10 protein-coding genes and 7 pseudogenes are annotated in these 17,844 nt (G+C 58.4%); 11 read left to right on the forward strand and 6 right to left on the reverse strand.

Features of this window, described 5'->3' with window-relative positions; all coding sequences use genetic code 11:
- A partial coding sequence (locus tag EN846_RS27320; protein ID WP_210236128.1) for a Xaa-Pro peptidase family protein occupies positions 1-1,213 on the forward strand: 1,213 nt, incomplete at its 5' end.
- 2 nt (positions 1,214-1,215) lie between these two features.
- Here EN846_RS27320 and EN846_RS27325 read toward each other — a convergent pair.
- Together EN846_RS27325 and EN846_RS27330 are read right to left on the reverse strand one after the other, a co-directional pair.
- Positions 1,216-1,566 (reverse strand): annotated as a pseudogene (locus tag EN846_RS27325) (ATP-binding protein); the annotation flags it as partial.
- A gap of 32 nt (positions 1,567-1,598) precedes the next feature.
- Positions 1,599-2,677 (reverse strand): annotated as a pseudogene (locus EN846_RS27330) (IS21 family transposase); the annotation flags it as partial.
- Between the two features lie 131 nt (positions 2,678-2,808).
- Here EN846_RS27330 and EN846_RS27335 point away from each other — a divergent pair.
- Positions 2,809-3,807, forward strand: coding sequence for an IS481 family transposase (locus tag EN846_RS27335; protein ID WP_127286429.1), 999 nt, complete (start codon positions 2,809-2,811; stop codon positions 3,805-3,807).
- Positions 3,808-4,071: 264 nt separating this feature from the next.
- On the opposite strand, the pseudogene EN846_RS27340 reads toward EN846_RS27335, so the two are convergent.
- From EN846_RS27340 to EN846_RS27355, 4 genes and pseudogenes are all read right to left on the reverse strand, one after another.
- Positions 4,072-4,746, reverse strand: a pseudogene (locus EN846_RS27340) (IS110 family transposase); the annotation flags it as partial.
- A gap of 52 nt (positions 4,747-4,798) precedes the next feature.
- Positions 4,799-5,599 (reverse strand): IS21-like element helper ATPase IstB, encoded by an 801-nt coding sequence (istB, locus tag EN846_RS27345; protein WP_127211509.1) that lies wholly within the window; start codon positions 5,597-5,599, stop codon positions 4,799-4,801.
- Positions 5,599-6,887, reverse strand: a pseudogene (gene istA, locus EN846_RS27350) (IS21 family transposase). The gene istB and the pseudogene istA overlap by 1 nt, the downstream one beginning before the upstream one ends.
- A gap of 73 nt (positions 6,888-6,960) precedes the next feature.
- Positions 6,961-7,332 (reverse strand): annotated as a pseudogene (locus tag EN846_RS27355) (transposase); the annotation flags it as partial.
- Between the two features lie 1,065 nt (positions 7,333-8,397).
- On the opposite strand from EN846_RS27355, the gene EN846_RS27360 reads away from it, so the two are divergent.
- The 9 genes and pseudogenes from EN846_RS27360 (at position 8,398) to EN846_RS27400 (ending at position 17,844) form a co-directional block, all read left to right on the forward strand.
- Positions 8,398-9,159 (forward strand): class I SAM-dependent methyltransferase, encoded by a 762-nt coding sequence (locus tag EN846_RS27360; protein ID WP_189523700.1) that lies wholly within the window; start codon positions 8,398-8,400, stop codon positions 9,157-9,159.
- Between the two features lie 95 nt (positions 9,160-9,254).
- A complete protein-coding gene (locus EN846_RS27365) occupies positions 9,255-10,436 on the forward strand; it encodes a Xaa-Pro peptidase family protein (protein WP_127239353.1) in 1,182 nt (393 codons plus the stop codon).
- A 334-nt stretch (positions 10,437-10,770) separates the two neighbouring features.
- Positions 10,771-11,063: pseudogene (locus tag EN846_RS27370) on the forward strand (tyrosine-type recombinase/integrase); the annotation flags it as partial.
- A gap of 1 nt (position 11,064) precedes the next feature.
- Positions 11,065-11,259: pseudogene (locus EN846_RS35985) on the forward strand (transposase zinc-binding domain-containing protein); the annotation flags it as partial.
- A 428-nt stretch (positions 11,260-11,687) separates the two neighbouring features.
- A complete protein-coding gene (locus EN846_RS27380) occupies positions 11,688-12,938 on the forward strand; it encodes a methylaspartate ammonia-lyase (RefSeq protein ID WP_127239346.1) in 1,251 nt (416 codons plus the stop codon).
- Positions 12,939-12,957: 19 nt separating this feature from the next.
- Complete coding sequence (locus EN846_RS27385; protein WP_127239345.1) at positions 12,958-14,109, forward strand: CaiB/BaiF CoA-transferase family protein; 1,152 nt, start codon at positions 12,958-12,960, stop codon at positions 14,107-14,109.
- Positions 14,110-14,242: 133 nt separating this feature from the next.
- Positions 14,243-15,172 carry a CoA ester lyase gene (locus EN846_RS27390; protein WP_245494513.1) on the forward strand — a complete coding sequence of 310 codons (930 nt, stop codon included), beginning with the start codon at positions 14,243-14,245 and terminating at the stop codon, positions 15,170-15,172.
- A gap of 116 nt (positions 15,173-15,288) precedes the next feature.
- A complete protein-coding gene (locus EN846_RS27395; RefSeq protein WP_127284135.1) occupies positions 15,289-16,215 on the forward strand; it encodes a LysR family transcriptional regulator in 927 nt (308 codons plus the stop codon).
- A gap of 195 nt (positions 16,216-16,410) precedes the next feature.
- A complete protein-coding gene (locus tag EN846_RS27400; RefSeq protein WP_127284134.1) occupies positions 16,411-17,844 on the forward strand; it encodes an NAD-dependent succinate-semialdehyde dehydrogenase in 1,434 nt (477 codons plus the stop codon).

Below are 17,844 nucleotides of genomic sequence, written 5' to 3' on the forward strand. Positions count from 1 at the left end.
CGACATTTACCAAGATAGGAGAAAGCTGCTCATGCCCACCTCTAGGCAACAGGAACGCGTACCTGCATTTAGTCAGCAGGAATACCGCGAGCGCACTGCTCGGCTGCGAAAGCAAATGGCGGCGCGCGGAATGGATGCGCTGCTTGTCATGAACGAGAATAATATGAACTACCTCACCGGCTATGATGGATACTCGGAGTACGTTCCGCAGCTCGCTCTCGTGTGTCAAGACGATGAAGACCCGTGGCTGATTTTGCGCGAAATGGACACTTTGTGTGCAACACCCACCTCCTACCTGCCGGAATCACGCATTCTCAGTTATCCCGAGAAATACATTGGTTCGAGCCAGCTAACGGCATGGGAGCCGATTGGCGATCTAATCCGCGAGCGCACCAAGTCTAGCCGAATCGGGGTCGAACTGACGGCCAAGACGTTTGGAGTGAAGGACCATGCCGCCCTCGGTAACAGCTTGGATTCATCGAAGTTCATCGATGCCGATGGAATGCTTGGTAAACTAAAGACGGTAAAATCACCAGCTGAGCTTGCCTACATGGAGCAGGCCGGAAAGATTGTGGACAGGGCCATGCAGGTGGGCCGGCTCGAGATCGCTCCTGGCGCACGCGAATGCGACGTGGGCGCCGCCATAGTTAATGCTTTGGTCAAGGGCACTCCGGAAATCCCGGGCGGTGTTTGCGCCTTTCCAACTATGCCGGTTGGCGCTCCCGCCAATGCGCCGCATCTTTCGTGGTCTGACGTGAGCTATAAGATGGGCTGTCAGACTAACTTCGAGATTGGCGCCTTCCGACACCGCTATGCCTGCGCCTTGTCCCGGACGGTATTTTTGGGCGAGCCAACCGCTCGCGCGCGGCACCTACATCAAGCCGCTTTGGACGGCTTTCTCGCGCAGGTCGAAACGATACGGCCTGGAGTTGCGTGCTCTGAAGTTTCGCAAGCGTTCCAGCGCGCCTTTAAACCATACGGCGTGCGGAAGGAATCCAGAAGCGGCTACTCCATCGGCCACGGTTGGGTCGACGGCGGAATCAGCTTCCAGGTGGACGACGACACCGTGATTGAACCTAACATGACCTTCCACGTTCTCATCGGTATTTTTGAGAAGGATGACGGCTACGTCTTCAGTGAGACTGTCCGAGTGACTGAGAACGGCGCGAAGTCGCTAAGCAATATGTCACGCGATTTGTTGGTAAATTGCTGACTTTAAGCATAGCGATTCAGCGTAACGGCAATACGTACCCGGCGAACAGCACCACAAGGCTCATCGAGACGGGCGAGCGCCAAATCCTCGAACAGGCGAGGCACGCGCGCATAGAGCACGGAATGATCGAGCCGTGCTGCTTGCCGGCCGAAGGCGCAGGCCAGCCACGACTTGCCGGTTCCGGTCTGGCCGGTGACGATCAGGTTCTCATGCGCTTTCAGCCATTCGCCCTGGGCGAGCGCCATGGTGCCGCGCCGGTCAAGCCCCGCGTGGCGCGGCAAAGTCGATGTCCCCTCGATACAGGCTTCGGGAAAGCGCAGCCTGGCTGAGGCGAGCCGGTGCCGGACGCGCTTGTGATCAGACTGGCCGGCGTGGTGTTGGCCTAGCGCTGGTGCGCCTTGGGCATGTGTTCATTGACGGTGACGTGGCCGGAACGCTGCGAGCGACGCGCATGGCTGGCGACACGCTGGTGATCGTGGAAGATCTCGACCACTCGATGAGTGAGCCGCACCTCGACGGTGCGCCCGATCGGCCGGTGCGGCACCGAGTAGAAGGTCTTGTCGACCTCGACATGGTAGTCAGGATGGATCTTCGCCGACTTCCACTCGGCGTATTCGAACGGTGCCGCCGGCAGCGGCTTCAAGGCAGCCCGCTCGATCTCCTCGAACAGTTCGCGGCGGCTTTGGCCGACATGGCGCATCGGCCGATTGTTCAGATCCTCGAGCAGTTCGCGATCGCCGCGTTGAGCTCGGCGATCGAGACGTTGGCTCGAACCACAGCGCCTTGACGACACCGGCCTTCAGGTTGTCCCACACGATCGCTCTGGTGACACCGCCGAAGAAGGCGAGCGCTCGCACCTGGCCCTCGATCCAGTCCGGCAGCTTTTGGCTGGAGCTGGCAAAAGGCGAAGGCCAGGTTGGAGGCGGCCAGCACCGCGACAAAAATCTGCCGGGTAAATGGCGCCGGTCGCCGGATCGATCACCGGCACCGTCTGCCCGGCATAGTCCGTCTGCATCACCGCGCCCGCCGCACGCTGGTTGCGGAATGTCGCGCTCGTCCGGGGCTCGAAAGCGGCGAAATGCTCGCAGAACCAGGTGTAGCCGTAGCCGTCGGGATGGGCGGCGCGATACTCCTGCCACAGGAGCGTCAGCGTCACCCCTTGCGCTTCAACTCCCTGGCGATCAGTGCAAAGTCCGGTTCGCTCGGGCCTTGCGGTCGACGACCGGCAAGGCCGAACAGCAGCCGCTCAAGCGTAGCGTCGTCGTGGCCCGGCGGCAGCGGCCAGCATGACAGCCCGGCCTCCCTCGCCCGCAGCAAATAGGTCGATAGTGTCGTCTTGCTGATCTTCAGCCGTTCCGACACCTTAGGCCCCTTAGGCACCGAAAGACCGTGCTCATGGGTCAGGCGCAAGATCGCTTGGATATCCCACACGCTCGTTCGTCTCGCTTGCTTCCGTCTCGGCATGGCCCCTCTCAACGTCATCGTGAGAGGCCAAAATGCCAGAACAGCGGTCCCGAAAAACTGGAGAGCACCCCTAGATGTTTGATCCCAGGCTTTGATGGAGCATCCTTGTCGTCCGAATCAAAGGATGCGCTGTGGGCCAGGTTCTTCACGGGAGCGCCACGACGACAGAGGCGATCCGTCGAGCGATAGAACATAGTCAAGCGAGCCTGAGGGCGCTGGCCAAGCGCTACGGGATCAACCAGAAGACGGTCGCAAAGTGGAAGAAGCGGGCTTCGGTCGCGGACGTTCCGACTGGCCCGAAGGAGCCGAGATCGACCGTGCTTTCCGTGGAGGAAGAGGCGGTCATCGTCGCCTTCCGACGCTATACGCTGCTACCGTTGGACGATTGTCTCTATGCGTTGCAGCCGACAATCCCGCACCTGACGCGATCCTCTCTGCACCGCTGCCTGCAGCGTCATGGCATCGGCCGATTGCCGGATGTCGAGGGCGACAAGCCGGCGAAGCGGAAGTTCAAGAGCTACCCGATCGGCTACTTCCACAACATCGCAGAGGTCCGCACCGAACAGGGTAAGCTGCACATGTTCGTGGCGATCGACCGAACCTCGAAGTTCGCTTTCGTCGAACTGCACGAGAAGGCGACGACCGCCGTCTCGAGGGAGTTCCTGCTACGTCTGATCGAGGCGGTTCCTTACAAAATCCACACCGTACTCACCGACAACGGCATCCAGTTCACGACGCCCGGCGCCAGCGGTTCGGCCGTGCCGCTGATCAGGGAAGCCATCGCAAACGGCGAACTCTTCCGGGCACATGCCTTCGAATACGCCTGCGCCACGAACGACATCGAGCACCGCACGACCAAGGCCAAACATCCATGGACCAATGGCCAGGTCGAGAGGATGAACCGAACCATCAAGGATGCGACGGTCAAGCGCTTCTACTACCAGAGCCACGACCAGCTCCGTCGCCATCTCGCCGACTTCGTCACCGCCTACAATTTCGGCCGCAGGCTCAAGACCCTCAAAGGCCTCACACCCTATGAGTTCATCTGCAAGGCGTGGCTTTCCCAGCCGGAACGGTTTTCGCTCAACCCGCTCCAGCAAATGCCGGGACTTCTCTATTCGGCGTGTTGAAGTCAATCGCTTTCAAGCTTCCTCTACCACGGGCATTTGATGTCTTTCGCGAGGCCTTGCTTCTCTTCGGGATCGGCGCGTTGGCCCTCCCAGCATGGGATCAGTTGGAGTGAAGGGGTCAATCTAAACAGCGTTCTCACCATGTTGCCGCGGTGGAAACGAGTCCCGGCACGTCCTCTCTTCATCCTCCGTCCCGCGAAGGACATTCATCCGCCCTGGCGGATCTCGTTATCGGATGTTCTCCCTTTCGTTTGGTGGACCCGGCTATATCACCGCCGTCGCTTCCTCTCGCGCCCAGCGGAACTCACTGCCATCGGACCATATTCTGTGCATGATGACAGCTAATCTGCGAGCAAGGGCAACGGTCGCTCTTTGTCGGCCCCGGCGCTTAGCGACGTTCATCGCCCAAGCTTTCAGCCATGACCACTTTTTCACCACCGTCAGCAAGACTTGCGCGGCTTCATAAAGTAGCGTTCGCATCATGGCGTCACCGCACAGGGAAACACGTCCGACGCGATTGTCCTCGCCTGATTGATGCAAGCGCGGCGTTAACCCAAGAGCCGGCCCTACGGCCTTCGAATTCTTGAAGCGGGCAGGAATGTCGACTGTGGCCTTGAAAGCCAGCGCAACGACAGGTCCGACACCAGGGACGGTCATCAACCGCCTGCAAACCGTGTCACCCTTCACGATCGACAACAGCCTTTCATGCAATACCGTGAACTGCTCGCGAAGTTTCTGCCGGGCGGCGAGCAACACCTCCATGATGTCACGTAGCTCCGGGATGTCGCCGGAAAGGTCCTGGATGCGATCCGCAAATTTGGCAGCGCCGACAATGCCAACCTTGAGACCGAAGTTACGCAACAGGCCTCGAATGTCGTTCTCAATTGCGATGGCCTTTTCCTGCAGCAACTTGCGGGCTGTCAACAGCGCCCGACGTTTGTCAAGCGAAGTGAGGATTTGACCCCCTGGGCGAACTGAAGATTTGACCCCCTCATTGTTTTGCGGTTTCGTTGGTGCCGAGCGTCGTTCCGGCCTTCTGCAATAGGCCGGAACGACGCTTTTCGCGAAGCCGGTAGCTGTCGCCACGGATCGTTATCACTGTCGAATGATGAAGCAGGCGATCAAGGATCGCCGTTGCCACCACGGGATCGCCAAACACGCTGCCCCATTCGCCCACCGAGCGGTTGGAGGTGATCAGGATCGATCCCCGCTCATAACGCTGCGACACCAGCTGGAAGAACAGATGTGCGGCATTGGCTTCGAACGGGAGATAGCCGAGCTCGTCGATGATCAGCAGTTTCGGCCGCGACAGGGTCGTCAGTTGCTTTTCGAGTGAACCGTCGTCATGGGCCTTGGCCAGCATCGCCACGAGCGTGGCCGCCGTGACGAACTGGACGCTATGGTTCTGCCGGATCGCCTCGCGCCCGAGAGCCACCGCCAGATGTGTTTTGCCCGTACCCGGAGGTCCAAGGAACAGGACCGTGTCGCCATGGGCAATCCAGCGGCAGGTCGCCAGCTCCCGGATTTGGCGCTGATCCAGCGACGGCTGCGCGTCGAAGTCGAAGCCATCGAGTTCGCGCACAAACGGGAACTGCGCGATCTTGCCTGCCATAGAGATGCGCCGCTCGTCGCGCCGCGCGATCTCGCGGGTCACCAGGAAGGCCAAAGCCTCGCGCAAGGTCATTTGCGAACGCGCCGCTTCGTCCAGCAGCGTATCGAGCTGGTCCCGGATCGCGGTCAGCTTCAGCCGGTCGAGCTGAGCCACCAGCATCTCGTGATCGACCGTCGTCATCACCAGCTGCCTCCCACCAGTGCCTCATATTCGGCCAGCGGCCGCAACAGAGCGGAAGGCGCAACGATATCCACCGGCGCCGATCGCACCGGCGCAGCAGCGCCGACCACGCCGGCAAGATGCGCGCGCTCGACAATCGGTTGGCGACGTCCGCGGCACAACGCATGATCCGCCACCACCTCGCCCGCATGACGCACGATAACGCGGCCGCCCAGCACCACGACCTGGACGCTCTCCCCGATCAGCCGCCAGGGAACCGAGTAACTGTTCGTGTCCAGGTCGATTGCGCAGTCTGCCTGGACCTTGCGCACGAGATCCCGCAGTTGCCCGAACGGCGCCCGTCCGCCCAGAGGGCGAAGCGCCATGGCTTCTTCGGCAAAGCGCTCCGCAGGAGCCACCCCGGTCGTGCCATGCACACGCTGATCGGCAATCTCGCGTCCACCGGTCCAGATGCGCCTCGAACGCCGCCCAGTTCTCGAACCGGCGGCCGGCAATCGCATTGTGCTTGACGTAGCCGACCCCGCGTTCGTCCTTTCCCTTCGTACGCGCCCGGTAGGGCGCACAAGCCCGTGGCGTAAATCCCCAGTAGCGGGCAAAGGCGTGCAGCCGCACATTGAAGCGCACCTCCCGCGTCGCCGCATCGTGATGTTCGACCAGCGCCTTCGGATTATCGAACAGCACTTCCGTTGGAACCCCGCCGAAGCGAAGGAAGGCTCCTTCCATCCCCTCCAACCAGTCCGCCTGGCGCTCCCGAAGCGAGGGACGGATATGCAGCCGACGCGAGTAACCCAGCGTTGCCACAAACAGGTGCACCCGAACACGCTCGCCGCCGATCCACGCCCGCGTGTCGCCAAAGTCGATCTGCATCTGATGTCCCGGCGCCGTCTCAAACCGAACCGTTGCGCGCTTCTGCACCCTCAACTCCCGACGCCAACCCTGCACCCGAAGCTCCACCGACCGAAGCCCTATGACGATCCCATGTTCGCTCTCCAGTTCCTGGCGCACCACATCGGCGTTGCCACCATGGCGGAAGAAGCGCTCCCGCAGCCAAATCGTCTAGCCCGTCAAACGCGCTCCGCCGCACAGGCTTGCGAAACGGAACAGTCCCGCCTTCGCGCAGATACCGACGCACCGTGTTGCGCGCGCACCCGAATTCCTTCGCCAGCCGCTTCGCTCCCCAGCCAAGCTCATGCAGCCGCAGCATCGCTGCCACCTCTTCAGGCTGAAGCATCTCCTCTCCCTGCATCGTTCTCGACAATGCAGGAATCGCCGAAATCCCAATCGTCATCCATGCCTCCTCTCATAACCGAGGGGGTCAGTTCTTCATTTCGTCAGGGGGTCAGTTTCTCAATTCGCCCGACACGACGTTCCTGGCTCATCAGCGTCTTGACGTGCACCGGCCGGAACAAATTAACCCGCATCATCTGCGCGATGCCGCGCGCATCGTTGCGGTCGGTCTTGTTGACCTGCGCCTTGAGAAAGGCCTTCGCATGACGGGTTTCGATGCAGATTGCAGGTAGTCCGGCTCCCGCCAGACCACTGAACAACCATTGTGATAAGGGACCAGCTTCAAGCCCGATCCGGGCCAAATTCCAGGCGGGGTTCTTCAACGCCTCAACAAGATCGTCCGGATGGCTCGCAACCTTCATCTCTCGGCAAATGCGGCCTCCTTCATCCACGATGCAAACGGCCGTCTCTTTTACGGAGACGTCCAGTCCGGCATAATGCTTCATGCTGCGCTTCCTTTCCTGATGCTTGTGGCTGTTCACGCAGACCACGTTTTGTCATCAGCTCGAAGCGCAGCACCTCAAACACCCGTTCAAGACGTGGGGCAAAGCCGAATACCCCATCTAAACACCTAGACTAAACACCTAGACTGCTTGGGCTACTTCTTGCTGGCGGACCGCCCGGGGCGGAAGCCCTAGCTGTGCTCGGAGAACGCCGGTTCGATTGCGGCAGGGCTTGCTGCATCCGCCTGTCGACGGCCGCGCCGACCCGCGCGCTTCTCTTGTTGACCTTCAGCAGCAACTTAGGTCATGAATCGGCCGACCGAGACCATAACCCGTTCGCCAACGCACCGGTTGCGAACAAAGATGTTGCAGTCGTCCGCGTAGCGGCAAGAGCGGAGGCCGACGTCGGACCAGTCCCCTGTCGAGGTCGTCGGGCAGGAGGGCGAGAGCGGACCGCCCTTGCGAAATTTCCTGTCCACCGACGGACCAAGCCGTCCTCCATCAACTCGGCCTTGAGCAATGCTGGATGAGTTTGAGCACACGCTTGTTCTCCAGCTTCAACTCGAACAGATCGACCAAATAGGTGTAGCCCCGGTATGTAGCATTGCGCGGAGCGGAAGTTCCCTCGGCTTCAGCGTCCCATAAGAGCGAGCGGCGCATCGTGCCAACGGCTCTCGACAAGTTCAAGTCGCTGATTGGGGACATAATTCGAGTCGCGATGAGCACGGTGTCGAACTGAAAGGGTCTACCAGGCCGACACTCGCCTGCCCCGACTGTGCCTACGGGTAGGTCCGAATGCGACGGAAGCTGATGCCTTCCCATTTCCCGTCCTAGACGGGCCGTTGTGGAGGGGTGGCGGGTGATGTGTACTCGCGGGAGAGTGGCTCGACAGACCCCTTATCGGCAGACGATACAATCTCCAACACGCCTTGGTAGCTTACTGTCACAATAAATTGACATACCAATGAAAACCTTCACAAATATTCTCTTTAACTGCGGTGCAATATATGCGAATAATCATGGTGGAACAAAAGCTCTTTGGATAACAGTGGTAAGAGGAAAAAATACGTGGCTGACAATCTTAAAGGAAACGCATCGCTGACGGAAATCAGATTATACTTCAGTGAAGATTATCTATATTTTGGAGACGTAATAAACCCCCCCAGAAAAAGTGACAATCAAACGGAGTTAATTTGGAATCTCCTTTCTCTCGTGAAGGGAAACGCAGTTCTCGAACTGGGATGTGGCTATGGGCGAATTGCCAACCGATTAGCGGAAAAAGGAGCGCATGTAGCCGGGCTTGATATCTCACCGATCTTGCTAAAAAAGGCCCAAGCGGATGCAGCTGAACTCGGAGTAAATGTGGAGTATGCTGTGGGCGACATGCGCTCACTTCCCTGGCGAGATCGATTCGACGCAGTTTTTCTTTGGTACACGACCTTTGGCTATTTCGATGACACGGATAATGAGAGAGTTCTTCGTGAAGCCGCTTCGTCCCTTCGAAAGGGCGGGCGTCTGTTAATCGATAACCCCAATCGAATCGGGTCTCTGCGTCATAAGTATTCTATGTGTGACGTTGCACAGCGCAACGACGATGTACGAATCGATATATTTAACAACGATGTGCTAAGTGATCGCGAGCACCTCGAAAGAATTGTCGTCCGCGATGGACGCGTTAGACGAACTCACCTTTCTTACAGGCAGTATGGGTTTTCTGAATATGTTCGCATGTTGCGAAGCGCGGGATTCGTTTCTGTGGAAGCTTATGGGGAGGAAGGTGAACCGTTTACATCCGAGAGCTCGCGCCTCCTGGTTGTCGCACGCAAATAATGTAAGCGGGATAATCTAGATGAACTGATGAGATTGTTCTTGCTGGCCTGCACTTGATTGCAATTGACATTTACCAAGATAGGAGAAAGCTGCTCATGCCCACCTCTAGGCAACAGGAACGCGTACCTGCATTTAGTCAGCAGGAATACCGCGAGCGCACTGCTCGGCTGCGAAAGCAAATGGCGGCGCGCGGAATGGATGCGCTGCTTGTCATGAACGAGAATAATATGAACTACCTCACCGGCTATGATGGATACTCGGAGTACGTTCCGCAGCTCGCTCTCGTGTGTCAAGACGATGAAGACCCGTGGCTGATTTTGCGCGAAATGGACACTTTGTGTGCAACACCCACCTCCTACCTGCCGGAATCACGCATTCTCAGTTATCCCGAGAAATACATTGGTTCGAGCCAGCTAACGGCATGGGAGCCGATTGGCGATCTAATCCGCGAGCGCACCAAGTCTAGCCGAATCGGGGTCGAACTGACGGCCAAGACGTTTGGAGTGAAGGACCATGCCGCCCTCGGTAACAGCTTGGATTCATCGAAGTTCATCGATGCCGATGGAATGCTTGGTAAACTAAAGACGGTAAAATCACCAGCTGAGCTTGCCTACATGGAGCAGGCCGGAAAGATTGTGGACAGGGCCATGCAGGTGGGCCGGCTCGAGATCGCTCCTGGCGCACGCGAATGCGACGTGGGCGCCGCCATAGTTAATGCTTTGGTCAAGGGCACTCCGGAAATCCCGGGCGGTGTTTGCGCCTTTCCAACTATGCCGGTTGGCGCTCCCGCCAATGCGCCGCATCTTTCGTGGTCTGACGCGAGCTATAAGATGGGCTGTCAGACTAACTTCGAGATTGGCGCCTTCCGACACCGCTATGCCTGCGCCTTGTCCCGGACGGTATTTTTGGGCGAGCCAACCGCTCGCGCGCGGCACCTACATCAAGCCGCTTTGGACGGCTTTCTCGCGCAGGTCGAAACGATACGGCCTGGAGTTGCGTGCTCTGAAGTTTCGCAAGCGTTCCAGCGCGCCTTTAAACCATACGGCGTGCGGAAGGAATCCAGAAGCGGCTACTCCATCGGCCACGGTTGGGTCGACGGCGGAATCAGCTTCCAGGTGGACGACGACACCGTGATTGAACCTAACATGACCTTCCACGTTCTCATCGGTATTTTTGAGAAGGATGACGGCTACGTCTTCAGTGAGACTGTCCGAGTGACTGAGAACGGCGCGAAGTCGCTAAGCAATATGTCACGCGATTTGTTGGTAAATTGCTGACTTTAAGCATAGCGGCCGGCAAGGTTCTCGTTGACTTCGGATTCCGAAAGGATTCCTGATGGCCAGGACGGATTTTCGACACAGAACGTACGTGCACAGGGCTCCGCAGGCGGATACCACCAAGGGCTGGTCTTTGTCTTCTGACGAGTGGATTTCCTTTTATGAGGGGTTTGGAATTCCCAGCCACTCTTCTGATTCCCAGCCACTCTTCTGAGAAGAGATGAAGGTGAGCATCTTGAAGGGACCGATATTGTCACTGGGTGGACCTAATGCGTTCCGGTCCGCACGCGCGACAGTGGCAATGTGATTGTGGCGATCAAGCAGGCCCACTCGTTCTTTCCAGACGCGCACTGCCCTGACGACACCCTATGCCGCGGGTCTGCACGCTTCGGAGACGTAGGACCGAAGGTCGGCGACATTCACAGCGGACGTGGCGTGATCCGGGTCGAGCACGGCAAGGGCTGCAAGGACCGCATGGTTATGCTCTCGGCGCAGCTTCTGCACATCCTGCGGGTCGACTGGTGACTAAGGAAACCGCAGGGCTGGCTGTTTCCGGCCGGGATGCAAATCGCCCGCATCGACGTTCAGGTATTGTACTCGGCCGGCCGCTCGGCGCGTGCGGCCGCCGAACAATTCCTGTCGCAACCGCCATGCCCCAAGGCCCAAGGAAAGTCCTGCCGGGAATGACTCGCCGCGCGGCAGGACCAGCTTCTGCCGATCCTACTCCCACGTGGTGTTTATGCTGCCGGCCGAGATCGCCGCAATCGCCTTCCAGAACAAGGCGGCGATGTACACGATCCTGTCCAAGGCGGCCGCCGAGACGGATTCATCGTCAGTTTATGACGGCGGCAGCGAGATCGTCATTGGCAATGTCGCAAACTTACACAGGGTGGACCTACACCTCTTGCTGAGAGATCCTTTAGAATCGGGTTGTCCAACATCTGCTAGCGCCCGTTGAGGATTCCCAGTCGTATGATGTATCAGGATCTCGTGCGTGGATCACTGTTGCAGGGCATCATAAAATCCGCGCACGCCGTTCCCAATAAATGGTTCGGGCAGGAAGCCCGGTTTTTTGCACAGGGCTTCCGGGCGCCAGTCCGAGTCGGGCAGCCGCCGTCCATCTGGAAACGCGATAGCGCCACCCGGGAGATTATATTGGCGATCTGTATGCCATAAGGCGCATACTTTGCGAGCAGCGGATCGTACTGCATCCGTTCGTCGATACAGCCCGACAGGAATCGAGCAAAGCAAGTGCAGATCAAAGACGTCCTCCTTGCGCCTGGCAATGGTGCATTTTTCTATGACGACCAAGATGCGATCAGGGCCGGCGTCCCGCACGACGGTTTCATCTATGTGGGCCAACCTGTCACGATCGGCTTCAAAGCCATTCGTGTTCCAGCGTCTTCGCTTAGTGTCGGATTGGTCCTTACCGACGACACTGTTGTCTGGGGCGACATGATGAGCGTCCAGTACTCTGGTGCTGGCGGACGCGATCCGTTGTTCGATGTCGATCAAGTCTCGGATCTGACGTCTCAGATATCGACACGGCTTCTTGATGTTAATGCATTTCGCTATCTTGATGCCTGCGCGAAGGTCCTCCAGCCATTAACGCATAAGCGGCTACCTTTGGCTGTTGAGTATGGCGTCAGCCAGGCTCTCCTTCGTGCCGCAGCTTATCTCCACCGAAAGACGATGGCGGAGATCGTATGCGCGGAGTTTGGCCTGCCGCTGCCCACGCGCAGAATTCCAATTTACTGCCAGAGCGGCGACGCCCGCGAAATCAACGTAGACAAGATGATTTTGAAGGCGGTCGATGTGCTTCCTCACGGCTTGATCAACTCACGGGCGAAATTCGGAGCTGGCGGTCAGACCTTCATGGAGTTCGTGAGGTGGGTTGCGAGGCGTACGCGCGAGATCGGCCGCCCCGGGTATAATCCCGTGCTGCATTTCGATGTTTATGGCTGGATCGGCCAGGAAATCGGCTTGGAGCCGCAATGCATCGCCGACTTTATCTGTAAGGTTGTAGATACCGTCCCGGATTTCAGGCTCAACATCGAGTCTCCGGCGGATTTTGGTTCGACCCAAGCTCAAATTGAGAACTACGCCAAGATCGTATCGATTTTGGACAACCGGGGTTCCAGCGCGCGCCTTGTCGTGGATGAGAGATGTAATACGCTTGAGGATATTCGGCTCTTTGCCGAAGCCAAGGCTGCACATCTGGTCCAAATCAAGACGCCCGATGTCGGCTCAATTGCCGATACGGCGCGCGCAGTTCTCATCTGCAAGGAAAACAAGGTCGGAGCTTATGTCGGGGGAAGCTGTACCGAGACAGATCTCTCCGCCCAAGCTTCTGTCCACATATCGGTGGCAACTCAGGCCGACATGATGCTCGCAAAGCCCGGAATGGGTGTCGACGAGGCATTCTCAATAGTTGGGAACGAACAAAATCGGTTGCTGGCGATGCTGAACCGTCGTCGGACTCGAAACGAAATTGTTGGATGATTAGCGCGGTATGTCGGCAATGCAGAATAGCCTTGAGGGGATCACCGTCGTTGCCGTGGAGCAGGCTGTGGCCGCGCCTTATGCGTCATCTCGCCTTGCGGATGCCGGCGCCCGAGTGATCAAGATTGAACGGCCGGAAGGGGACTTTGCCCGAAGCTACGACAAGTTGGTTCGGGGGCAGAGCGCCTACTTCGTCTGGCTCAACCGGGGCAAGGAGTCGGTCTGTCTAGACCTGAGGTTGGAGGCGGACCGCGAGGTTCTCGACACGCTCATTGCCAGTGCAGACGTCTATATCCAGAATCTGAAACCGGGCAGCATTGAAAAACTGGGTTTCGCGTCTGCGGATCTCCGTCGACGTTTTCCGCGGCTGATCACCTGCGAGATCTCTGGATTCGGGAACACAGGGCCGTATTCCCATTTGAAGGCCTATGATCTCATCGTCCAGGCCGAAACAGGTCTATGCGCGATCACTGGCAACCAACAAGGGCCCGCGCGTGTAGGGGTCTCGGTTTGCGACATTTCGGCGGGCATGACAGCACATAGCGCCATTCTTCAGGCGCTGTATCACCGTGAGGTCACCGGTGAAGGCACCAGCATCCAGGTGTCACTGTTCGATGCGGTCGCTGACTGGATGAACGTGCCAGTTCTGCAAAACGACTATGGCGGCTACCATACCGTACGCGCCGGCGTGAAACACCCGTCCCTGGCGCCGTATGGCGCCTATAGTAGCGCCGACGGTACGGACGTCATCTTTTCGGTTCAGAATGACCGGGAATGGGTAAGTTTCTGCGAGAAATTCCTGAAGCAGCCGGAGCTTACACGCGCGCCCGGTTTTGCCGACAATATGGAGCGTCTCGGTAATCGTGCGCAGCTCGACGAGATCATTAAACGGCGGTTTTCCGAACTGTCCTGCCACGAAGCAATGCAGGAGCTCGAGGCGGCCGGTTTGGCATTTGGCCGATTGAACGAAGTGTCGGATGTTTCGAAGCATTCGCACCTTCGCAGGGTCGAGGTCGCCACACCCGAAGGAATTGTCGAGACGATAGCGCCTGCGGCTATCTTCAACTCCGAGCACCCGTCGCTGCGCCCGGTTCCGGCTCTTGGCGCTCACACCGAGGCTGTCCGCGAGGAGGTTTTGGGGCTTTTGCGAAAAAGAGCGGCGTCAGCGTGAGCGCGCGTTTCGGTAACGTGAGTGCGCTCGCGATTTCCAAAGAACCTGTCTACCTTGGATCATCTCAAGGCGTCGGCCATCCAGCAAACTCATTGCCACCGCCCTCGGGAGGATCGGCCGCAGGGGCTTCTCCATGATCAAGCACACTTTTGCGGCCGTTGAAAGCGCGATGGCTTTACCACGCTGGAGATCCCTGCTCTTCGTTCCCGCTCACGTTAAGCGCTTTGTGAAGACGGCCAATGAGCGGGGTGCAGATGGCGTCATTCTCGACTTGGAGGATTCTGTTCCCCAGGACCAGAAGGGCGAGGCACGGAAGCAGCTTTCTGAATCTGTGGCAAAGGTGGCGCGTGCGGGCGCATCTGTTTTGGTCCGCGTGAATCATGGCCTACGCGCCTTGGCGGCCGATCTCGATGCAGCCGTGATGGCGGGTGTTGACGCACTCGTTCTTCCAAAGACGGATTCCGCAGAGTGGGTAACAGAGATCGCGAATGCGGTTTCGGAACTTGAACGGGAAAGAAATCTTCCGCCGGGAGGCATCCGGTTCCTTGCCCAGATCGAGACCCCAGGCGCCTTGCAAAGACTCGCGGCCATTGCGTCGGCGCATCCAAGGATGGTCGCAATGGCGCTTGGTCCTGAAGACTTCAGTGCCGCTGTTGGCGGCGGCCCGGAATTTGATCTGCTCCTGGCCCCGAGCCTTGCCGTGCTGTTCGCTGCCCGTGCGGCCGGATTGCTCCCTTTGGGCTTTGTTGGAAGCATTGGCGAGTTCTCGGACACCTATAAACTTCGTGAAGCCGCAGCGCATGCGCGGCGGCTTGGCTTTGCCGGAGCTTTGGCGATTCATCCAAACCAGGTTGCCATATTCAATGAGGCTTTTTCGCCAAGCCCACAGGAACTCGAATGGGCCCGTCGTGTCCTCGCGGCGGAAAAAGATGCGACGGCGCAAGGCAGAGGCGCGTTCGCATTGGACGGAAAGATGGTCGATCCACCGGTTATTCGAAGGGCCCGAGAAATCATAGCCACGGATCCGGGCGCCGAGTTGGCCGTTGAGTCCTCAGCGGGTTGATCGACAAGACTGGGACGACGACAGGAAGCGTCAGCAGCTCGGCACAATTATTGCTGTCGCGCCATCACATTTCGAGATAGATTACGTCAATTGCAGTCCGCCCTCGGAAGAGTACCGTGGAAATCAGGCAGTTAAGATACTTCGTCGGTGTGGTCGAAGCAGGCAGTTTCACGAAGGCCGCTGGCTTCCTTAATGTTGCCCAGAGTGCGCTGAGCCTGCATGTGCGTCAACTGGAGGAAGGCTTCGGCACTCAGCTGCTGATACGCGACAGGACCGGTGTGAGCGTGACGGCGTCAGGAGCCAAACTGCTCGATCGCGCTCGGGCGATTCTTAAAGAAATTCGACTTACCGAGGTGGAATTGACCAACACAGCCGCTTCCCCTGCCGGGGAGGTGTCTATTGGCATTCCGTCTGGAGCTGCTCGCGTCCTGAGCGGTCCGCTGCTTGAGACGGTAAGACACGAACTGCCCAAGGTGTCCCTCAAGATGGTCGAGGGTATGACGGGACCGCTAGAGGAATGGATGGCGGCTGGACGCTTCAATCTGGCGGTTCTGTACCGCACAGCAGACAGTGTGGGGCGAATGACGGTGCTAGCGCGCGAAGACCTTTGTCTGGTGGTTCCGTCCGGCGAGCCACCGTTTGAAGATGCGATATCTCTGGCCGACCTGCATGCATTCCCCCTGGCGGTTCCCATGCGCAACAACAATGTCAGGCGTTCGGTGGCTGATGTCGTCGCACAACACGGTTGCGCGCTGGACGTCAGGTTTGAAGTGGACTCCCTCTCAACGATCATCAACATGGTCGTAGAGGGAAAAGCGCATTCTATTCTCGCCCCGTCTGCGGTTCAGAAAGAAGCCTCCCAAGGGCTGGTCCGGACTGTCAAGATCGTCGATCCGGTGATTACCCGCTCCGTGGTGCTCGCTGTAAATCCCAAAGATGAGCGTTCTGCGGCCGTTTCTGCGGTCCGCAAGCTCATTCCGAAGGTCGCCAGAAAATTGATTGAAATCCGGGACTGGGCGGCGGTGGCGCCTGAGGCGACCTGACAAACTAACCTGTAAAGCTGGGCATGATTGTTTGCGGCCATCAGGACCAGCCCGATCTGGATTCCAGATGGATTTCGGCAATATTCGATATTTGACCCGCCGCGACCATCGCGATGAAACTGGCTCAAGCGAGTTCAGCAGTTTCGATATCGAAACTGCGCTCGTATGCAAGAATTCAGTCAAGTGGAGCCCGCGATGTCCGACGCCAAGAGCTACGAGCTCTTCATTAATGGCAAATGGCGAGCCGGTGGTAGCCGAGCCACTTTGCCGGTGATCAACCCGGCGACGGAGAAGGTATTTGCCTCAGTGGCCTCGGCTACGGTTTCAGACTTGGATGAAGCTCTTGCTTCGGCAGAACGCAGCCGCAAGGCGTGGTCCTCACGACCCGCCAAAGAGCGTGGCGAGATACTCGTCTCGGCCGCCAGCATTCTGGCAGAGAAAGCTGGCGCCGCAGCCAGGGACCTGTCGTCCGAACAGGGAAAGACGATTGCCGAAGCGACAGGAGAATATGCGCGCGCAGTCGAAACGCTGGAATGGAATGGCCGGCATGCCGATGAGTTGTCGACCCCGATTCCGTTGGGCCCGAACAGGATGATCGTCCCGGAGGCCCTCGGTGTCGTCGCTGCCTTTACGCCGTGGAACTATCCAGCCGTTCTCATCGCCCGCAAGCTCGCCCCCGCGCTGGCGGCAGGCTGCCCGGTGATCCTCAAAGGGGCCGAGGAGACGCCAAGCGTGGCTGTCCATATCGTGGAATCTTTGCGTCAAGCAGGGATACCGGAAGGCGTGGTCAACCTGGTGTTCGGTGTTCCTGTGCATATATCGCGGCATCTGCTCAGTTCGCCAATTGTGAAAGTCTTGACGTTCACGGGGTCGACCGCTGTTGGAAAACAGCTGGCCACGCTGGCCGCGAATAATCTGCAGCGCTGCATCCTTGAGCTCGGTGGACATTCCCCGGTTATCGTGTGCGAAGATGCGGATCTGGCAAAGGCGATACCCGCTATTTCGGAATACAAATTCGAGTGCGCGGGCCAGAGCTGTAATGCGCCCAGCAGGATTCTTGTCGCCCGATCCCGCTATGAGGAATTCCTGTTCCGGATGACGGAGGCTGTCCGAAAAATCAGGATCGGACCACCGGATGACCCTGCAACGCAAATGGGGCCAATGGCAAACGCGCGGCGAATAGAGGCCATGCAGCGCCTGACCAAGGATGCGGTAGAAGGCGGCGCCCGCATCGAGACCGGTGGCATCCCCCTTGACCGACCGGGGTTTTACTGGCCGCCAACCATCCTGACGGGCGTACCGAAGCAAGCGAGAGTGCTTCATGAAGAGCCGTTCGGACCGATCCTCACCGTGGCTCCTTTCGATACGATCGAAGAGGCGATCGATGAAGCCAACGCCACGGAGTACGGTCTGGCCGCCTACTTGTTCACTGGCGCGGCCGATACGCAACAGAGGCTTGTGAGCGGTCTTTCTGCGGGCGCTGTTAGTGTGAATTACCTGAAAGGGGTTTCCGCTGATGCCCCTTATGGAGGAGTCAAGCAAAGCGGCTATGGATACGAAGGCGGCGAGCAGGGGGTGCGAAGCTTCCAGATTCTGAAAATGGTCAATGGCCTCGGTTCATTTGGATAA

The sequence above is a fragment of the Mesorhizobium sp. M4B.F.Ca.ET.203.01.1.1 genome (genome assembly GCF_004791025.1).
In the GTDB taxonomy this organism is placed as follows: domain Bacteria; phylum Pseudomonadota; class Alphaproteobacteria; order Rhizobiales; family Rhizobiaceae; genus Mesorhizobium; species Mesorhizobium abyssinicae.

Excerpts from the sequence above, each read along its gene's own strand:
- EN846_RS27365 (WP_127239353.1), top strand. The coding sequence starts at position 9,255 with ATGCCCACCTCTAGGCAACAGGAACGCGTACCTGCATTTAGTCAGCAG.
- EN846_RS27400 (WP_127284134.1), top strand. The coding sequence starts at position 16,411 with ATGTCCGACGCCAAGAGCTACGAGCTCTTCATTAATGGCAAATGGCGA.
- EN846_RS27385 (WP_127239345.1), top strand. The coding sequence starts at position 12,958 with ATGCAGAATAGCCTTGAGGGGATCACCGTCGTTGCCGTGGAGCAGGCT.
- EN846_RS27390 (WP_245494513.1), top strand. The coding sequence starts at position 14,243 with ATGATCAAGCACACTTTTGCGGCCGTTGAAAGCGCGATGGCTTTACCA.
- istB (WP_127211509.1), bottom strand. The coding sequence starts at position 5,599 with ATGACGACGGTCGATCACGAGATGCTGGTGGCTCAGCTCGACCGGCTG.